Origin of the sequence: Nocardia sp. NPDC057227, assembly GCF_042669725.1 — a bacterium.
In the GTDB taxonomy this organism is placed as follows: domain Bacteria; phylum Actinomycetota; class Actinomycetes; order Mycobacteriales; family Mycobacteriaceae; genus Nocardia; species Nocardia asteroides_A.
This window is the reverse complement of the sequence record NZ_JBHUXA010000011.1, coordinates 66,685-83,621: the sequence shown is the minus strand read 5'-3', so window position 1 is coordinate 83,621 and position 16,937 is coordinate 66,685. Positions and strand designations below refer to the sequence as shown.

12 protein-coding genes, 1 tRNA gene and 1 pseudogene are annotated in these 16,937 nt (G+C 73.7%); 11 read left to right on the top strand and 3 right to left on the bottom strand.

Annotation, left to right across the window (positions count from 1 at the left end; translation table 11 throughout):
- Positions 1-612: 612 nt before the first annotated feature.
- From ACFUJ1_RS17380 to ACFUJ1_RS17355, 6 genes are all read left to right on the top strand, one after another.
- Complete coding sequence (locus tag ACFUJ1_RS17380; protein ID WP_378646690.1) at positions 613-2,190, top strand: DUF4407 domain-containing protein; 1,578 nt, start codon at positions 613-615, stop codon at positions 2,188-2,190.
- Between the two features lie 91 nt (positions 2,191-2,281).
- Positions 2,282-3,859, top strand: coding sequence for an adenylate/guanylate cyclase domain-containing protein (locus tag ACFUJ1_RS17375; protein ID WP_378646688.1), 1,578 nt, complete (start codon positions 2,282-2,284; stop codon positions 3,857-3,859).
- A gap of 9 nt (positions 3,860-3,868) precedes the next feature.
- A complete protein-coding gene (locus tag ACFUJ1_RS17370) occupies positions 3,869-4,732 on the top strand; it encodes a hypothetical protein (RefSeq protein WP_378646686.1) in 864 nt (287 codons plus the stop codon).
- Positions 4,729-5,907, top strand: coding sequence for a DUF4129 domain-containing protein (locus ACFUJ1_RS17365; protein ID WP_378646685.1), 1,179 nt, complete (start codon positions 4,729-4,731; stop codon positions 5,905-5,907). Before ACFUJ1_RS17370 ends, ACFUJ1_RS17365 begins: the two co-directional genes overlap by 4 nt.
- Positions 5,904-6,887, top strand: coding sequence for an AAA family ATPase (locus ACFUJ1_RS17360; protein ID WP_378646683.1), 984 nt, complete (start codon positions 5,904-5,906; stop codon positions 6,885-6,887). Before ACFUJ1_RS17365 ends, ACFUJ1_RS17360 begins: the two co-directional genes overlap by 4 nt.
- A 4-nt stretch (positions 6,888-6,891) precedes the next feature.
- Complete coding sequence (locus ACFUJ1_RS17355) at positions 6,892-8,181, top strand: DUF58 domain-containing protein (RefSeq protein ID WP_378646681.1); 1,290 nt, start codon at positions 6,892-6,894, stop codon at positions 8,179-8,181.
- Between the two features lie 3 nt (positions 8,182-8,184).
- Here ACFUJ1_RS17355 and ACFUJ1_RS17350 read toward each other — a convergent pair whose 3' ends face one another.
- A complete protein-coding gene (locus ACFUJ1_RS17350) occupies positions 8,185-9,231 on the bottom strand; it encodes an RDD family protein (RefSeq protein ID WP_378646679.1) in 1,047 nt (348 codons plus the stop codon).
- Between the two features lie 44 nt (positions 9,232-9,275).
- On the opposite strand from ACFUJ1_RS17350, the gene ACFUJ1_RS17345 reads away from it, so the two are divergent.
- Positions 9,276-10,244 carry a stage II sporulation protein M gene (locus tag ACFUJ1_RS17345; protein WP_378646677.1) on the top strand — a complete coding sequence of 323 codons (969 nt, stop codon included), beginning with the start codon at positions 9,276-9,278 and terminating at the stop codon, positions 10,242-10,244.
- A gap of 1,008 nt (positions 10,245-11,252) precedes the next feature.
- Here ACFUJ1_RS17345 and ACFUJ1_RS17340 read toward each other — a convergent pair.
- The gene (locus tag ACFUJ1_RS17340) at positions 11,253-13,415 is read right to left on the bottom strand and encodes an MMPL family transporter (RefSeq protein ID WP_378646675.1); all 2,163 of its coding nucleotides are present in this window, start codon (positions 13,413-13,415) and stop codon (positions 11,253-11,255) included.
- Between the two features lie 56 nt (positions 13,416-13,471).
- Between ACFUJ1_RS17340 and ACFUJ1_RS17335 the strand changes: the two genes are divergently transcribed.
- Entirely contained in the window at positions 13,472-14,101 is a 630-nt protein-coding gene (locus ACFUJ1_RS17335) for a TetR/AcrR family transcriptional regulator (protein WP_378646673.1), read from the top strand.
- A gap of 63 nt (positions 14,102-14,164) precedes the next feature.
- On the top strand, positions 14,165-14,809 hold the full coding sequence (locus ACFUJ1_RS17330) for a class I SAM-dependent methyltransferase (protein WP_378646671.1): 645 nt from the start codon (positions 14,165-14,167) through the stop codon (positions 14,807-14,809).
- A 67-nt stretch (positions 14,810-14,876) separates the two neighbouring features.
- Here ACFUJ1_RS17330 and ACFUJ1_RS17325 read toward each other — a convergent pair.
- Positions 14,877-14,959 (bottom strand) — tRNA-Leu (locus tag ACFUJ1_RS17325).
- Positions 14,960-15,184: 225 nt separating this feature from the next.
- On the opposite strand from ACFUJ1_RS17325, the pseudogene ACFUJ1_RS17320 reads away from it, so the two are divergent.
- Positions 15,185-15,475: pseudogene (locus ACFUJ1_RS17320) on the top strand (DUF3662 domain-containing protein); the annotation flags it as partial.
- A gap of 183 nt (positions 15,476-15,658) precedes the next feature.
- A complete protein-coding gene (locus tag ACFUJ1_RS17315; protein WP_378646915.1) occupies positions 15,659-16,807 on the top strand; it encodes an FHA domain-containing protein in 1,149 nt (382 codons plus the stop codon).
- The last annotated feature ends 130 nt before the right edge of the window (positions 16,808-16,937 follow it).

Here is a 16,937-nt window from a genome sequence, read left to right as displayed (position 1 = left end):
CGGCGCGCGGGGCGGCAGGCCGGACGGTGTCCGGCGTAAGAGCAAACGATAAGTCAGGTCCGAAGCCCAACCAACTCAGATTCAATGGAAATCAGGTCTAGCTGGGCTTCTTCATGCGGTCCTCCACTTTGTGCGCGTTGTCCAGTGTAAGGCAGGGCTCGCGGGTCGATCGATCCCCTGGCACCGGGTGCCAGCGACGCGACGCACCCGGGTTTCGGCGGCGAAACCCGGGTGCGGAACTGGAGAAGCAGCGCCCACCTGCGTCGATACAGATTTCCCCCGCGGAGGGGAGAACAAACCAGCCGCACCGCGGCTAACTCGGGCGCGTGCTGGCTGAGACGGATATGACAGGGATGTGACAAGCGGGTGACGTGATACGACCGTCCGGCATCTTTGTTCCGGCGCGGAGCCCGGCACACTTTCAGCTAACTCGTCGAGTGGGGTTCACCACAGACCGGGCGTCCGGTCCAGCGGCGGCACCCTGTCGTCCTGCGGGGCAAGGGCTTCCGTGTGAACTCGACCACATCGCCGCGCACCCCCTCGAAGCGTCGGCCGGATGCTGTCACTCTGTGAACGCCCCGGTCCGCCACCGACACGGAGGATGTGGAGTCCATGACCGTGACCGGACTGTTCACTTGGCTTGGCGGTGCGCCTGCCGATGCTCCCGCGCTACCGCACGAGCGCTCCGGCTACGTCACCACCGGTGTGGCCGTGCTCGGCTTCGCCCTGGTCGCGGGCGGGGTCACAGCCGCGGCTTCGGTTCCCGCGCTCCCGGTCGCCGGTGCCGTCGCGGCCGGAACCGCGGCCGCCGCCTTCGCCGCGCTGGTCGGGCGCGCCTGCGCCACCGCGCGCCCGGGGCGGACGCCGGACCCGCTCGGCACGGCCGGGCGCGCGCTGCTCGCGGTGCTGACCGGCGTGGTCCTCGCCGAACTCGCCGCGACGGTGCTCTTCGCCGGCGCCGTCGACCGCACCCTCGACGACCGCGCGCTCGCCGCGGCGGAGTCCGGGCCCGCGGTCACCGCCGCCCGCGCCGAGCTGGAGCTGGCCCGCGCCGAGCGCACCGCGCTGGACGCCGCCGTCGCCGCCGCACGCGCCGATATCGACACCGCGCTGGTCACCGCGCGCTGCGAATTCAACCCCGGCCCCGGCTGCCCGGACACCAGGATCACCGGGGTGCCCGGTGACGGGCCGGAGGCGCGGACCGCCAACGAGTTGCTCACCGACGCCCGCAACCGGCTCGCCACCGCCGAGCAGCGCGCGCCCGCGCTGGACCAGCGGGTCGGCAGCGCCGAGCGGGAGCTGAGCGCGACTGCGGCGGCCGCCGCCACCGATCGCGGGCTCGGCGCCCGCTGGTCGGCCATGAACGAGCGCGCCGCGCTGCTCCCCCGGCTGCTCTGCCTGCTGGTCTTCGTGGCGCTGGCGCTGCTCCCGCTGCTGCTGCGGCGCTGGCGCGGCGACACCACCTTCGATCGAAGGATCGCCGCCGACCTGGTGCGCGACCGGGCCGAGCGGGAGGCCGACGCGGCCATCGCGGTCCAGCGCGCGCAGACCCGCACCGAGACCGAGCGGGTGCGGGCCGAGCAGGAGCTCACCGCCGTCAAGCTGGTCGCCGACGCGGATACCGCGATCGACCGGGAGCGCCAGCGCACCCGGGTGATCGCGGCCATCGGCGGGCTGGAGATCGGGATCACCGAGCCGGCGCCGCGGGCGACCGGGCTCGCCCTGCCCGGCGACCAGGAAGGCACGCCCGCGTTGCCCGCCGCCGTGCCGGTCGAGCCGGTGCGCGTCACCGACCTGCCCGCGCGCACCGACCCGGACGCCGTGCACCTGCCGGTCCTCGGCACGGTGCCGTTCTCCGGCACCGCCGTCCGGCTCGTCCGGCCGTTCGTGCCCGGCGTCGTCGCCGCTGCCATCGGCACCGCCGCCCAGCCGCTGCGGATCGCGGTGCGGGCGCTGGAGGAGCGGGAGGAGATCACCTTCACCGTCCGGCGCACCCGCACCGTTGTGGTCGGGGCGGTCCTGGAAGGCGAGCCGGAGCATCCGGTGGTCGCCACCGTCGCGCCCCCGTACGCCCCGGCCGGTCCGGGCCGGCATCCCGACCGATCCGAGCCGGAAGTCGCCGGCCCTGGCCGCTACGAGCCGGACGCCGTTGCCATCGCGAAGCGGCCCGCCCTTCCGCCGGCCCGGTGAATCGACCGACCCCTCCCGCCGCCCGGCGGACAAGCCCGAGCCGGGCGCTGGCCCGGTCTCTAGGCTGCGTCCATGACCTTCGGTGACCGATATGCCCGAGACTGACGCCGCGGTACAGCCTGCCCCCGCCGCGCCGACGGTGGTCGGCGCACCGTGGGGTTCGCCGCTGCTCGGCACGGTCGAGGAGCCGGCCGGGCTGCGCCGGCTCCGGATCCAGGGGCTGCTCACCGTCTCCATCGTGCTGGCGAACTTCGTCGGCGTCGTCGTCTCCATCGCGCTGATCGGCTTCGTGCTGCCCGGCCCCTCGGTCTTCACCGGCGACCTGCTGCTGAGCGTGATCGCGGCCCCGGTCTACGCGCTGGTCGCGATTCTGATCGGGGTCTGGTGGGGCACCACCGGCGGGCTGCGCGCGCTGCGCTGGGCCATCGACCCGGACCACGTGCCGACCGAGGCCGAGCAGATCGCCGCAGGCCGGGTGCCGCGCACGCTGGTGCTCTACCAGGCGGCGCTCTGGCTGGGCGGGGTCACGCTGCTCACCGTGCTGGCCGGGCTGGCCGATCCGCGCTTCATCCCCAAGGTCTCGCTCGGCATCGCGTTCAGCGCGATCGTGGTGTGCGCCAACAGCTACCTGCTGATCGAGTTCGCGCTGCGGCCGGTGACCGCGCGGGTGCTGGACGCGGCGCCGACCCGCAGCAGGCGCGGCATCGGCGTCTTCGGCCGCACCCTGCTGGTCTGGATGCTCGGCTCCGGCGTCCCGGTCGCGGGCACCATGGTGGTCGCGATCCTGGCGCTGGCCAGGGACGACGTCAGCGCGGCCCGGCTCGCGGTCTGTGTGCTCTCGTTCGGCGGCGCCACCCTGGTCTTCGGCCTTGTCCTGCTGGCGCAGACGCTCTCCGCCACGGTCGCGCCGATCAACGGCGTGCGCCGCGCGCTGCGGCTGGTCGAGGACGGCAGCCTGGACGCCGCCGTCGTCGTCTACGACGGCACCGAGCTCGGCGAGCTGCAGAGCGGCTTCAACCGCATGGTCGCAGGGCTGCGCGAGCGCGAGCAGCTCAGGGACCTGTTCGGCAGGCACGTCGGCCGCGACGTCGCCGCCGCCGCGCTGGAGCGCGACCCGGTGCTGGGCGGCATGGAGACCGACGCCGCCACGCTCTTCATCGACATCGTCGGCTCCACCGCCATGGCCGCGAGCAGGCCGGCGCCGGAGATCGTCGCCATCCTGAACCGCTTCTTCGACGTGGTGGTGGCCGAGGTGGAGCGGCACGGCGGGCTGCTGAACAAGTTCGAGGGCGATGCCGCGCTCGCGGTCTTCGGTACCCCGGCGCCGCTCGCCGACGCGGCGGGGTCGGCGCTGGCCTGCGCCCGCGCCATCCGCGAAAGGCTGGTCGACGCGAGCGATTTCACCGCGGCCGTCGGGGTCGCGGCCGGGCGGGTGGTCGCGGGCAATGTCGGCGCGCGGCAGCGCTACGAGTTCACCGTGATCGGCGACGCGGTGAACCAGGCGGCCCGGCTCTGCGAACTCGCCAAGCGTGAGCCGCTGCTCGTGCTCAGCTCGGAGAGCACGGTGCGCGCCGCCGACCCGGCCGAGGCCGCGCACTGGGAACTCGGCGAATCGGTGACGCTGCGCGGGCGTCCGGAGCCGACGCGGCTGGCCCGTCCGTCCGGTTAGACTCGCCGCGTGCTACCTGCCGCTGCCCCGGCCGGTGCCGTCGGGGTGGGAGGTGATCCGGTACCGGGCTCCCCCGGCACGACGGTCCCGGTGCGCCCGCTCAGCTTCCGCGAACAGCTGGACGAGCCGTTCGCGCTGCTCCAGAGCTCCGTCGTCGCGCTCGCGGTGCTCACCGGCGCCGGGGTCGCGCTGGCCGAGGGGCTGGTCTTCGGGGTGACGGCGCTGTTCTCCGAGCTGAGTGGCGGGTCGGATGCCGGGATCGCGTGGGGAGCCGTGCTCGGCAGCGCGCTCGCGATCCTGCTGCTGCGCTTCCTGATCCGGGGCTGCACCGTCGCGCTCGGGCTGGCGACGCTGCGCGGGGAGAAGCCGGGCCCGGTCGCCGCGCTGGCGGCACTGCGCCCCCGGCTCGGCGGGCTGCTGCGGTACCAGCTCTGGTTCACCGGCGTCGGGGTGCTGGTCGGCGGGATCGTGCTGCCGCTGACCGGAGGGGCGGGCGTGCTGTGGCTCGCCTACCTGCGGGCGCGGTACTACCTGGTGATCCCGCTGCTGCTCGGGGAGCGGCTGCCGTACGGAGCCGCCGTCGCCCGCTCCCGGCTGCTCGCCGACCGCGCGAGCTGGTCGCTGGCCTGGCTCTGGATCTGCCGGATGCTGCTGCTCACCGTGCTCGCGGTGCCGCTGCTCGCCATCCCGCTCTACCTCTCCGACTACACCGGCACCCGCCGCTGGGCGGTGATCCTGCTGATCACCGGCGGTGTGCTGCTGATCGCCGCGATCGGCGAGCTGATCGACGCCGCGGGGCGGGTCGTCTGCTACGTCGACCGGCGCTGCCGCCGCGAGGGGCTCGACATCGTCGTCACCGGCGGCGCCCGGTGAGCCCCGACCTGAGCAAGCCCGGCCCCGGCCCCGGCCGGCACGACTCCGGCCCGGGCGGGCACGGCCCGGGCCCGGGCGGGCACGCCGCCGACCCCAGCGGGCATGGCGCCGGCCCCAGCGGGCATGGCGCCGGCCCCAGCGGGCATGGCGTCCATACCCCCGCGACACCGCGGCTCGGCCCGGCGGCCGAGCACCGCGCCGCGTCGGAGGCGGCGGCGGCCCGCCGCGACTACGACACCGCGCTGCGCGAGCGCTTCCGCGCGGTCCTGCGCGGCCTGGAGCAGAACGGCACTCTCGAGGTCCGCCGCTCGCGCACCGCGCAGGAGACCGCGGACGACGCCTCCACCACGCTCCCCCTGGAGTCCGCGACCCCGCTGCACCCGGCGGCGGGCTCGTTCGACGAGGTCGTCTACGGCGGCAGACACGCCACCGAGGACGAGTACCGCCGGCTCGAGTACGCCGACCGCTACTCCGCGGGCGCACCGCCACCGGCCCCGGAGCCGGAGGAGCGCCCCGAGGTCGAGAGCCGCCCCGGACGCAAGCGTCGCCGCGCCCGCCCGGAACTGCCGCGGCTGCTGCGCAACCCGCGCTTCTGGGGCATGCTCGCCGCCGCGATCGCCACCGGCTTCCTGCTCTACGCCCTGCTCCAGGCATGCAGCGCCCCCATGACCCCGCCGCAGCCGCCGCCCCCCGAGCTACCGCCGCCGCCCCCCGACTACCCGGACGACATCGACTTCCCCGGCTTCGGCCCCGGCTCGGACTCGATCTTCAGCCGCCTCCCCGCCCCGCTCGCCTTCGGCGGGCTGCAACTGCTCATCGCCGCCGCGGTACTGGTCTGGTGGCGGGCGCGGCGGCGCGGCGCACTGGTCGGCGAGCCGCGCCCGATCGAGGTGCGGGCCAACGAGCTGCTCGCCGGGCAGGCCGCGCTGTACCGCCGCTCCGGCGACCACGAGCACATCGCGGCCACGCTGCGCCGCGCCACCCTGCGCCGGGTCCGGCCGCGGCTCGGGCTGCACCCCGGGGACGGGCCGGAGCGGGTGGTCGCGGTGCTCGCCACCCGGCTGCGCGTCGAGCCCGCGCTGCTGCACGGCGTGCTCTACGGCCCGGTGCCGGACGCACGCACCATCGACCACGTCGCCACCCACCTTGATCTGATCGAAGCGGAGGTCGGATGACCAGCACGGACACCACGCACACCCCCACCGCGGCGGACGCGCACGCCGCGTTCACCGCGCTGCGCGCCGAGATCGGGAAGGCGGTGGTCGGCAACGACGACGCCGTCATGTACCTGGTGCTCGCCCTGCTCTGCCGCGGGCACGTGCTGCTGGAGGGGGTGCCGGGCGTGGCGAAGACGCTGCTGGTCCGGGCGCTGGCCACCGCGCTCGACCTGACGCACACCCGGGTGCAGTTCACCCCCGACCTGATGCCGGGCGACGTCACCGGGTCGCAGATCTACGACCCGCACTCGGCCGAGTTCACCTTCCGGCAGGGCCCGGTCTTCACCAACCTGCTGCTCGCCGACGAGATCAACCGCACCCCGCCGAAGACCCAGTCCTCGCTGCTGGAGTCGATGGAGGAGCGGCAGGTGTCGGTGGACGGGACGCCGCGCCCGCTGCCCGACCCGTTCGTCGTGGTCGCCACGCAGAACCCGATCGAGCAGGAGGGCACCTACCCGCTGCCGGAGGCGCAGCTCGACCGCTTCCTCTTCAAGGTCGACATCCACCTGCCCGGCCGGGACGACGAGTTCCGCATCCTGCACCGGCACGCGAGCGGTTTCGACCCGCGCGACCTGAACGCCGCCGGGTTGCGCCCGGTCGCCGGCGCCGCGCACGTGGCCGCCGGCCGCGCCGCGATCGCTCAGGTGACGCTCGCCCCCGAGGTGCTCGCCTACATCGTCGACCTGTGCCGGGCCACCAGGACCGCGCCCGCCGTGCAGCACGGCGCCTCCACCCGCGGCGCCACCGCGCTGATGGCGGCGGCCCGCGCCTTCGCCTGGCTGAACGGCCGCGGCTTCGTCACCCCGGACGACGTCAAGGTGGTCGCCGTCGCGGTGCTGCGGCACCGGCTGCAGCTCAAGCCGGAGGCGGAGCTGGACGGTGCGAGCACCGAGGCGGTGATGGCGGCGCTGCTGCACGCCGTCCCGGTCCCGGTCTAGCCCGATGGTCGTCACCGGCCGGACGGCGGCCGCGGCGGCGGTGCTCGGGCTGCTCGTCGCGCTGGTGCTTCCCTCCTGGATCGGCGTCGTCGGCGCCACCGCGGCGCTGGCCTTCGCGGTGCTGGTCGACGTGCTCGCGCTGCCGCGGCGGGACGAGCTGACGCTGCGCCGGGCGCCGATCACCACGGTCCGGCTCGGCCGGGAGGCGAGCGTCGAACTCGTCGTCACCAATACCGGCGGCCGCGCGGCGCGCGGCACGCTCTGGGACGACTGGCCGGACAGCGCGCGCGCCGCAGGCCGCGAGCACCAGCTCGAGCTGCCCGCGGGCACCACCACCCGGCTGCACACCACGCTCACCCCCACCTACCGCGGCGATCGCGCCGCCGGGCCGGTCACGGTGCGGCTGCGCGGCCCGCTCGGCCTCGCCGGCAGGCAGTTCCGCTACGAGGCCGCGGCGCGGGTGCGGGCACTGCCCGCCTTCCGCGCGGAGAAGCTGCTGCGCTCGGCGGTCAAGCGGCTACAGCACCTGGAGGGCCGCAATGTCGCGAACATGCGCGGTCAGGGGACCGAGTTCGACTCCTTCCGGGAGTACGTGGCAGGCGACGACGTGCGCGCCATCGATTGGCGCGCCACCGCCCGCGCCACCGACGTGCTCGTCCGCACCTGGCGGCCGGAGCGCAACCGGCACGTGGTGCTGCTCATGGACACCGGGCGGCAGGCCGCGGGGCGGGTCGGGGATGGGACGCGGCTGGACGCGGCCATCGAGGCGGCGCTGCTGCTCGGCGGGCTGGCCGCGGCGGCGGGCGACACCGTCGACCTGCTCGCCTTCGACCGCGAGGTGCGCGCCGAGGTGCGCGGGGTCACCGGGAACAAGCTGCAGCAGCGGCTGCTGCACGCCACCGCGGGAATCACCCCCGCGCTGGTGGAGACCGACTGCGCCGGGCTGGTGCGCGCGGCCATCCGGCGCAGCAGGCGGCGCAGCCTGATGGTGCTGTTCACCGCGCTGGACGGCGCCGCCGTCCGGGAGAACCTGCTTCCGGTGCTCCCGGTGCTCGCCCGCAGGCACCGGGTGCTGCTGGTCTCGGTGACCGATCCGGAGATCGCCGCCGCGGTCGCCGGGCGCGGCGCCGATCCGTATACGGCGGCCGCCGCCGAGCAGGTGCTGGCGGAGCGCGCCGTCGTCGCCGAGGCGCTGCGGCGCGGTGGCTATGCCGTCGTCGCGGCCGGGCCGGAGCGGCTGCCGGAGGCGCTCGCCGACGAGTACCTGGAGCTCAAGCAGTCCGGGACGCTGTAGGGCTCAGCCCACCGGCGGCGGGAGAAAGCCGTTCCCGCCCCGCTGGCTCTCGGAGGGCGAACTACCGCTGGGCTGCGGGCCCCAGCCGTTGCGGTGCGGCAGACCGAAATCGCTGTTCGGCGGCAGCCCAGGCGCGGGGCCGGAGCCATTGCCCGGCAGCGGGCCGAAGGGGGCGCCCGGCAGCGGTGCGTGCGCACTCCACGGCGACGGCCCGCCGGTCGCCACGCCCTGTGCGGCGAGAGGCTGGGGCACCGCGGGCCCGAAACCGTTGCCCGCCCCCGGAACCAGCACCGGCCCGCGCAGCCCGGGCAGGGCCCTGCGCTGCCGCTCGGCGACGACGGCGCCGAGGATCTGCACCGGCGGCAGCTCCCCCGGCGCGGGGACGCCGAGCGCCGCGCAGACCGCGCGCACCAGCGCGACCCCGAGTTCGTGCGCCGCGGCGGGGGTGAGATCGGGCAGCCGGGTGAGGTAGCGGCGCACCGCGAGCGCCAGATCGTCCGGCAGCGCGGTCGGGTCGGTGCGCGCGACCCACCCGGCCAACCAGGGCGGCGGCACCGCGAGCGCGGGCAGCGGCAACCGCCGCTGCGCGTGCACGACGACCGTGCCCGCGAGCACGTCCCCGACCCGCCGCGCGTTCGGCGAGCAGAGCGAGGTCACCACCGCGACCGCACCGAACACCCCGAGCAGCCAGAAGTCAACGATGGCCCCGGCCAGCCCGCGGGTCAGCGTGTGCCGCAGGTCGACCGGCCCGCCGTCGGCCCGCACCACCCGCAGCCCGACCACGAACTTGCCGGGGGTGCGGCCGGTGGTCAGCGTCTCCCAGAGCACCGGGTAGCCGATCAGGACGCCGACGATCAGCACGACGACGAGCGCCTCGAACCAGGCGGAGTCGATGTCGTACCTGGTGCCGAGCACCAGCAGCCCGCCCGCCGCGATGAGTGCGAGCACGATTTGGAGCACCACGTCGATGAGGAACGCGGTGGCGCGGGTGGGGATGCGGGCGATCGGCAGTTCGAGCGCGACCGCTTCGCCCGTGGTGAAGGCAGCCATGTCGCCTAGCATTCTTGCTACCGGCGGGAGTGGGAGGCAACCGAATGGACGTCGACGCGTACGGCTACACCCATCGCCGGTCCTGGGCCCGGCTCGACGAGCTCGCCACCAAACGCGGCCTGACCGGCCAGGAGGTGGACGAGCTGCTCGCCCGCTACCGCCTCACCTCGCAGCAGCTGGCCCGGCTGCAGCAGCACAGCCCCGACCCCGAGCTGGTCGCCGGGCTGAGCGCGGTGCTGACCAGGGCCCGGGTCCGGGTGCTGCGCACCCGCTCGGACAACTGGTCGCAGGTCGGCCGCTTCTTCACGCACCGCTTCCCGGCCGCGGTCTACCGCGCGTGGCCGTGGTGGACCACGGTGACGCTGCTCTTCCTCGCCGTCGCCACCGGCGTGGCCGGCTGGGTGGCCGGGTCGGGCTCGGCCCGCTCGGCGCTCGGCCTGCCCGCGGACACCTCGCATCTCACCGAGGCGGGCGGCGCCTTCGAGTCGTACTACTCCGAGCATCCGAACGACGCCTTCGCGGCCCAGGTGTGGACCAACAACGCCCTGGTGGCCGCGGTCGCGCTGTTCACCGGCGCGCTCATCCTGCCCGCGGTCTACGTGCTGGTGATGAACGCGGTGAACGTGGGGGTGAGCGCCGGGCTGATGGCCGACGCGGGCAGGCTGGACGCCTTCTTCGGCTTCATCCTGCCGCACGGCATGCTCGAGCTGACCGCGGTCTTCGTGGCGGGCGGCGCCGGGCTCAAGCTGGGCTGGACGATCATCGACCCGGGCAGGCTGAGCCGGATCGAGGCCGCCGCCAGGCAGGGAAGGGCCACCGCGACGATCGCCCTCGGGCTGGTGGTCGTGCTGCTCGTCTCCGGCCTGCTGGAGGGGTTCGTGACGCCGAGCGGCTGGCCGACCCCGATCCGGATCGGGGTCGGGCTCGCCGCCGAGCTGGCCTTCCTCGCCTACGTCTTCGGCCCCGGCCGCAGGGCGGCGGCCGAGACCGACCAGAAAGCGCTCGCGCGCTGAGGAACTCGTTTCCGAATCAGCATCCGGCACACCTCGCGACACCATCCCGCGAACCGAATACCGCAACTCCAGCCAACTCCGAGCAGCCGCACCGGTGAACGGGGTGCGGAGCGGAGGTTCGGGGAGGACTACCACGGGGCCGGAAAGCGGCCTGCACCGAGGTTCCTGTCGGGATGAATTCCCTACTCCCCCATTGAGTTCCGCTGGCCGCAGCGAGTCGCCGCTCAACTGCGGCCAGCGTTACCGACAACTCTACACAGTCGTTATCGGGACGCAACCCTCTCCTTCGAGGTCAGCAGGGGTGCGGCAGCCCCTCGGCAACCGCTTCGGACGACCCGTTTCCGCACCGCCGCGGCCGAGCCGAACGACCATCGGAACCCCCTTTTCCAACCCCAGCCACCGAGCCTCGCGGAGCACGCGCCCCGACTTCCGGGGGCGCTCCGCGGCCGTTTGCGGACCCCGATCGAAAGAATCGGAATGTTTCCATGACACCCAGTTTCACCAGGGGTTTTCCGGAAGTTCACGGAGATAGCCACCGGTTGGACGCACAGAAAAAAACCTGAGGTTGGTTCCAGATGCAATTCACTACATGCCGCGTCCGCGGCGGTTCATACAGATGTACTTGCATTTGTACGACCGCGGTTTTCGCCCGCTGTGAAACACCCCCGAAAACCCCCTCCGGGAGGGCTCCCGAGCACCGATACCGCAACCCGAATCCACGGTGTGATCTTCGCCTCACCTACACCGCGACCTGCGGAAACGATATGAACCGTCGTTAACGCGAACGATTGACGGCCGCCGGGGTGGACATCCTGTGCAGCTCGGGGCCCGCTGGACAGCGTCACGATCGCCAGCAGTTAGCGGCAACCGTCGCGCCAGCCCGTCAGAGCCCCTGATTCAGCAGTCCAGGGTCGGATAGACCCCGGTAGCCACGCGATTCTGCCCGCATAACAGACCCGAAGTCCGGTTATGCGGGCAGAAATCAAGATCAGCTTCTGGTACCCGGCGTCACGCCTCCGCCAGGCCGAAGCGGCGGTGCACCCGCCGCAGCGGCTGCGGCGCGTACCAGGCCGCCCGGCCGAGCAGCCGCATGGTCACCGGCACCAGCACGCCGCGCACCAGGGTGGCGTCGATCAGGATCGCGAGCCCGGCCCCGAGGCCGAAGAACTGGATGAAGCGCACGTCGCTCACCACGAAGGCGAGGAAGCTGATCGAGATCAGCGCCGCGGCCGTTGTCACCAGCCGCCCGGTCCTGGCCAGCCCCTCGACCACGGCCTCCTCGTCACCGAGGCCGCCGTCGCGCAGCTCCTTGATCCGGCTGATCACGAAGACCTCGTAGTCCATGGAGAGCCCGAAGGTGATGCAGAAGAGCAGCAGCAGCATCGAGACGTCCAGCGGCGCCGGGGTGAAGCCGAGCAGCCCGGCGAAGTGCCCCTGCTGGAACACCCAGACCATGAGTCCGAGCGTGGCGGCCAGGCTCAGCGCGTTGGAGAGCAGCGCGCGCAGCGGCTGCACCACGCTCCCGGTGAAGAGGAAGAGCAGCACGAAGGTGGAGAGCACGATCCAGCCGACCGCGTACGGCAGTCGCGACCCGATCGCGGCGAGGCTGTCCCGCAGCTCGGCCACCTGGCCGCCGACCAGCGCGGTGCTGCCCGCCGGGCCCGGCACCGCGCGCACCAAGTCGACCAGCTCGCGGGCCTGCGGCGTCTCCCGGTCCAGCTCGGTGCGGACGGTCAGCTGCTCGGCATCGGGCCGGGCGAAGCGGGCGTCGGCGGGCGAGCTCGCCCGGAGCGCGCCGTCCGCGAAGGTGCCAGCGGCGGAGTCGACCTGGGTCACGCCGGGCACCGCGGAGAGCGCCGTCGCGTACCCGGCCAGCGCGTCGGGGGCGACCGCGCCGGTGGTCACCACGGTGAGTGAGTTGAGGTCGCCGCCGCCGAAGTCCGCCCGCATGGCGTCGCCGACCTGCCGCACCTCGGTGCTGACCGGGAGCACCCGGTCGTCCGGGGTGCCGAAGCGCACGTCGAGCAGCGGCGCGGCGGCCAGCAGGAGCAGCGCGAGCACCGGCAGCCCGGCCAGCACCGGGCGGCGCAGCGCGAAGCCTGCCACCCGCTGCCAGAACGGCGCCGCCGCGCCGCGGATGCCGCGCACGCCGGGCACCTTCCAGGCGTCCGCCCGCTCGCCGAGCAGCACGAGCAGCGCGGGCAGCACCACGACGCCGGCCACCGCGGCGATGGCGACCACGCCGATGCCGCCGTAGGCGAAGGAGCGCAGGAAGTACTGCGGGAAGATCACCAGCGCGGCCAGCGCGGCCACCACCGTCGCGGCGCTGAACGCGATGGTGCGCCCCGCGGTGGCGACCGCGCCGATCACCGCCTCGTCCGGGCTCCGGCCCGCCGCCCGGTGCTCCCGGAACCGCGCCACCATGAGCAGCCCGTAGTCGACGGCGAGCCCGAGCCCGAGCCCGGTGGTGAGATTGACCGCGTAGATCGAGACGTCGGTGATCGAGCCGAGCACCGACAGCTCGGCGAAGGTGCCGAGGATGGCGATCCCGCCGACGACGAGGGTGAGCAGTGCGGCCACCACATTGCCGTAGGCGAGGACGAGCAGGATCAGGATGAGCGGCACCGCGATCGCCTCGGCCAGCGCCAGGTCCGAGCCGATCTGCTCGGAGACCGCGTGGAAGACGGCCGAGCCGCCGCCGACCAGCACCCGCACCGGTGGCCCATCGGCCTGGTAGGCGGCCACGATCTGCGCGGCCGCGCGGTCCTGCTCGGCCGGGTCGGTTGCGGCGTTCCCGGCCAGCACCACCGCGGCGCCGCCGTCGGCGGCGCGCATGGCGGGCGAGCCGGTGTCCCAGTACGAGACCACGTTCACCAGCCGGTCGTCGGCGGCCAGCCGCGCGGCCAGCGCCCGCCCTGCCGCCGCGGCCTCCGGGTCGTCGATCCCCCGTTCCGCGGTGACCAGGAAGATGTAGTCGCTGTCGGTCCCGAACTCCGCGGCGAGCCTGCTCGCGGCCAGGCTCGACTCGGCGCCGGGATCGGTCTGGCCCCCGGATTGCAACTTGCCGAAGGCGGTCGCGCCGAGCAGCCCCCCGCCGATCAGCGCGAGCACGCCCGCGATCAGCACCAGCCGCGCGTGGCGGACAACGAATCCACCGAGTTTCTCGAACATCCCCGCTCCCTCAATGTGCACAGTCATAAACTTTATGGGCGTTAACTTGCCATACGATGTGTACAGGCGTCAACATCGAGCGGGTGACGAAGAAGAAGCCGGTCGGCGTCTACCACCACGGCGACCTCCGCAATGCCCTGGTGCAGGCGGCGGGCGCGCTGGCGGTGCGCGGCGGCCCGGGCGCGGTGACGGTGCGGGCCGCGGCGCGCGAGGCCGGGGTGACGCCGACGGCGGCGTACCGGCACTTCGCCAACCACGAGGCGCTGCTGCAGGCGGCCCAGCAGCAGGCCCAGCACACGCTCTTCACCGCCATGTCCGCCGACGTGGATCCCGGTGCCCCCGCGATCGAGCGGCTGCGCGCGGCCGGCCGCGGCTACATCACCTTCGCGCTGCGCGAGCCGGGGCTCTTCCGCACCGCCTTCTGCGCCCCGGCGAACATCGGCGCGCTGGCCGACGACGAGCCCGCCTTCGCACTGCTGTCCACGCTCCTGGACGAGCTGGTCGAGACCGGTTACACCGCGCCGGAGCACCGCCCCGACGCCGAGGTCGCGGCCTGGGCCTCGGTGCACGGCGTCGCCGCGCTGCTCCTGGACGGGGTCTTCACCTGGATGGAGCGCGACGCCGCGATCGAGGCCGTGGTCGGGGTGGTCGCACGCGGCCTCGCCACCGGCCCCGGCGCGCGCTGACCCGGCGAGTTCGAGCCGCGCAGAGCGCAATTCACCGCGCCGCCCGGCGCTAGCATGGGCGGTATGGCAGGTCTGCGCGCTCGCGCCCTCGGCACCCTTGCCGGGCAGCTCGGCAATCCGCACGGAATCCTCGGCACGGTGGTGGCCGGGATGCTGAATCGGGGCAATCGCCCCGCGGTGGCGGCCGCCGTCGCCGCGGCGGGCATCACGCCGGGGGCCACCGTCGCCGACCTCGGCTTCGGCGGCGGGGCCGGGCTGGCCATGCTGCTGGACAAGGTTGGCTCCAGCGGCATCGTGCACGGCGTCGAGATCTCCCCGGACATGATCGCGAGCGCGCGCAAGCGGTACGCGCCGCAGGTGCGCTCCGGCACCCTGCAGGTGGCCGAGGGCTCGCTCACCGCGCTGCCGCTGCGGGACGGCGTGCTCGACGCCGCGATCACCGTCAACACGGTCTACTTCGTCGACGACCTGCCCGCCGCCTTCGCCGAACTCGCCAGGACGATCCGCCCCGGCGGCGTCGCGGTGGTCGGCATCGGCGACCCGGAGGCGATGGCGAAGCTGCCCTTCACGACGCACGGTTTCCGGCTGCGCCCCGCCGACGAGGTGGCGGGCGCGCTGGAGCAGAGCGGCTTCCTGGTGCAGCGCAGCAACCCGGAGGGCACCCAGATCCCGTTCCACGTGCTCGCCGGGCGGCGCGGGGTCGATTAGCGGCTCCGGAAACTACCAGCCCCGGAAACGCGAGAAGCCCGGTCCGATGGACCGGGCTCTCATACTGTGGGCGAAGGGGGACTTGAACCCCCACGTCCTTACGGACACTGGCACCTGAAGCCAGCGCGTCTGCCATTCCGCCACTCGCCCGAGCGACTCGAAGACCGTAGCACGCACCGTCGGCCAAACCGAAATCGCCTGTTGACAAGCTGTGACCAGTCCTTGACCACTCCGGGAACCTCCTGGGCTTTCCGGGAGTTACAGGGGTGGAGGATCGTGGATATCATGCAGTGAACGTGCTCGAACCACGACACGCCAACCAGTTGTGTCGTTGTTACGGATCGGTAGGAGTTCACACACCGGAGGGAGGCTGAGATGGGCATCGTCGATCGATTCGAACGGCGCCTGCAGGGCGCCGTCGGTGATGCGGCCGCTCGCGTCTTCGGTGGCAGCGTCGTCCCCAAGGAAGTGGAGGCGGCGCTGCAGCGTGAGGCCTCCGATCGGGTCCAGGACGTCGGCGGCGGGCACCTGCTCGCGCCGAACAGTTATGTGATCACCGTCGCCGCCTCCGATCACGAGCAACTCGTCGCAGATCCCGAGCTCACCAGCAAGGCTTTCGCCAAGCACCTGCACGACTACATCCGCGATCAGGGGTGGCAGACGTACGGCGAAGTACACGTGGCATTCGAGGCATCCCCTACGCTGCACACCGGACAGTTCAGGGCGAGCGGCCGGGTGGATCCCGACGTCGGCCGCGGAGCTCCGGCTCCTGGCCGATCGGGGGCGTCCGCTCCGTCGCCAGGAGCTGCGCAACAACGACCCGCAAACCCGCAACCAGGAGCTGGCCCCATGACGCAGAACTCTGGCTACGACCCGAGCCGTGAGCCCGCGGAGTCCGATCCACGCAACCGCGGGTACGCTCCGCCGCCCGCCGGCAGGCCGCAGAACGGCGCCTACGGCGACGACTACGGCCGCGGCGGTGCCGCGCCGGAGGGCTACGGCGACTACCAGGCCGGTGGCGACTACCAGAACGGCTACGGCCAGCCCGGGTACGGCGCCGAGCAGCCCGGGTACGGCGCGGGCCGGGCCTACGGCGAGCAGCCGCCCGGCTACGGCCAGCAGGGCGGGTACGGCGCGGCCGGCGGTGCGCCGCAGGCCTACTCCGAGCCGGGTTACGAGCAGCAGCAGCAGGGTGGCTACGGCGGGCAGCCGCCCGGATACGGCGCCGAGCGCGGCTACGGCCAGCAGGGCGGAGGCTACGGCGCCGAGCAGCCGGGCTACGGCGCGGCCCAGCCCGGGTACGGCGAGCCGGGTTACGCCGCCGAGCAGCCGGGTGGCTACGGCGCGGAGCAGCAGCAGGGCTACGGCCAGGCCGGGTACGGCGCGGGCGGGCAGGCGGGCTACGGCGAGCAGGGCTACGGCCAGGCGGGCGCGGGCTACGGCGATCGCGCGGGCTACGGCGCCGCCCCCGCGGCCCCGGCCGGCTACGGCCAGGCGCCGGGCGCGGCACCGGGCTACGGCCAGGAGCAGGAGTACCGCGATCCCGGCTACGGCGAGCAGCCCGGCTACGGCCAGGGCGGCGGCTACGGCGCCGAGGAGCGCGGCGGCTACGCGGGCCAGCAGGCAGGCTACGGCGACCGCGGCGGCTACGCGGGCGGCGCGGCGGCACCGGCGGCCCAGCCGGGCTACGCGGCCCCCGCGGCGGGCTCCGGCTTCCAGGCCACCCTCCAGCTGGACGACGGCAGCGGCCGGACCTACCAGCTCCGGGAGGGAAGCAACATCATCGGCCGCGGCCAGGACGCGCACTTCCGGCTGCCGGACACCGGCGTCTCGCGCAGGCACATCGAGGTTCGCTGGGACGGCCAGACCGCGATGCTCTCGGATCTCGGTTCCACCAACGGGACGCTGGTCAACGGGTCGCCGGTGCAGGACTGGCAACTCGCGGACGGCGATGTGATCCGGGCCGGACACAGCGAGATCCTGATCCGAATCGTCTGATCCCGTAAGCTCGCCAACCAGATCACAGGTACGACGGCAGCCGTAGGCGCCGTCGTACCGTGTTCGAACCCGGCTTCGGGCCCTATGATGCTGCCAATCCACGCGCGGCTCGTCGGACGAATTCGAGCCG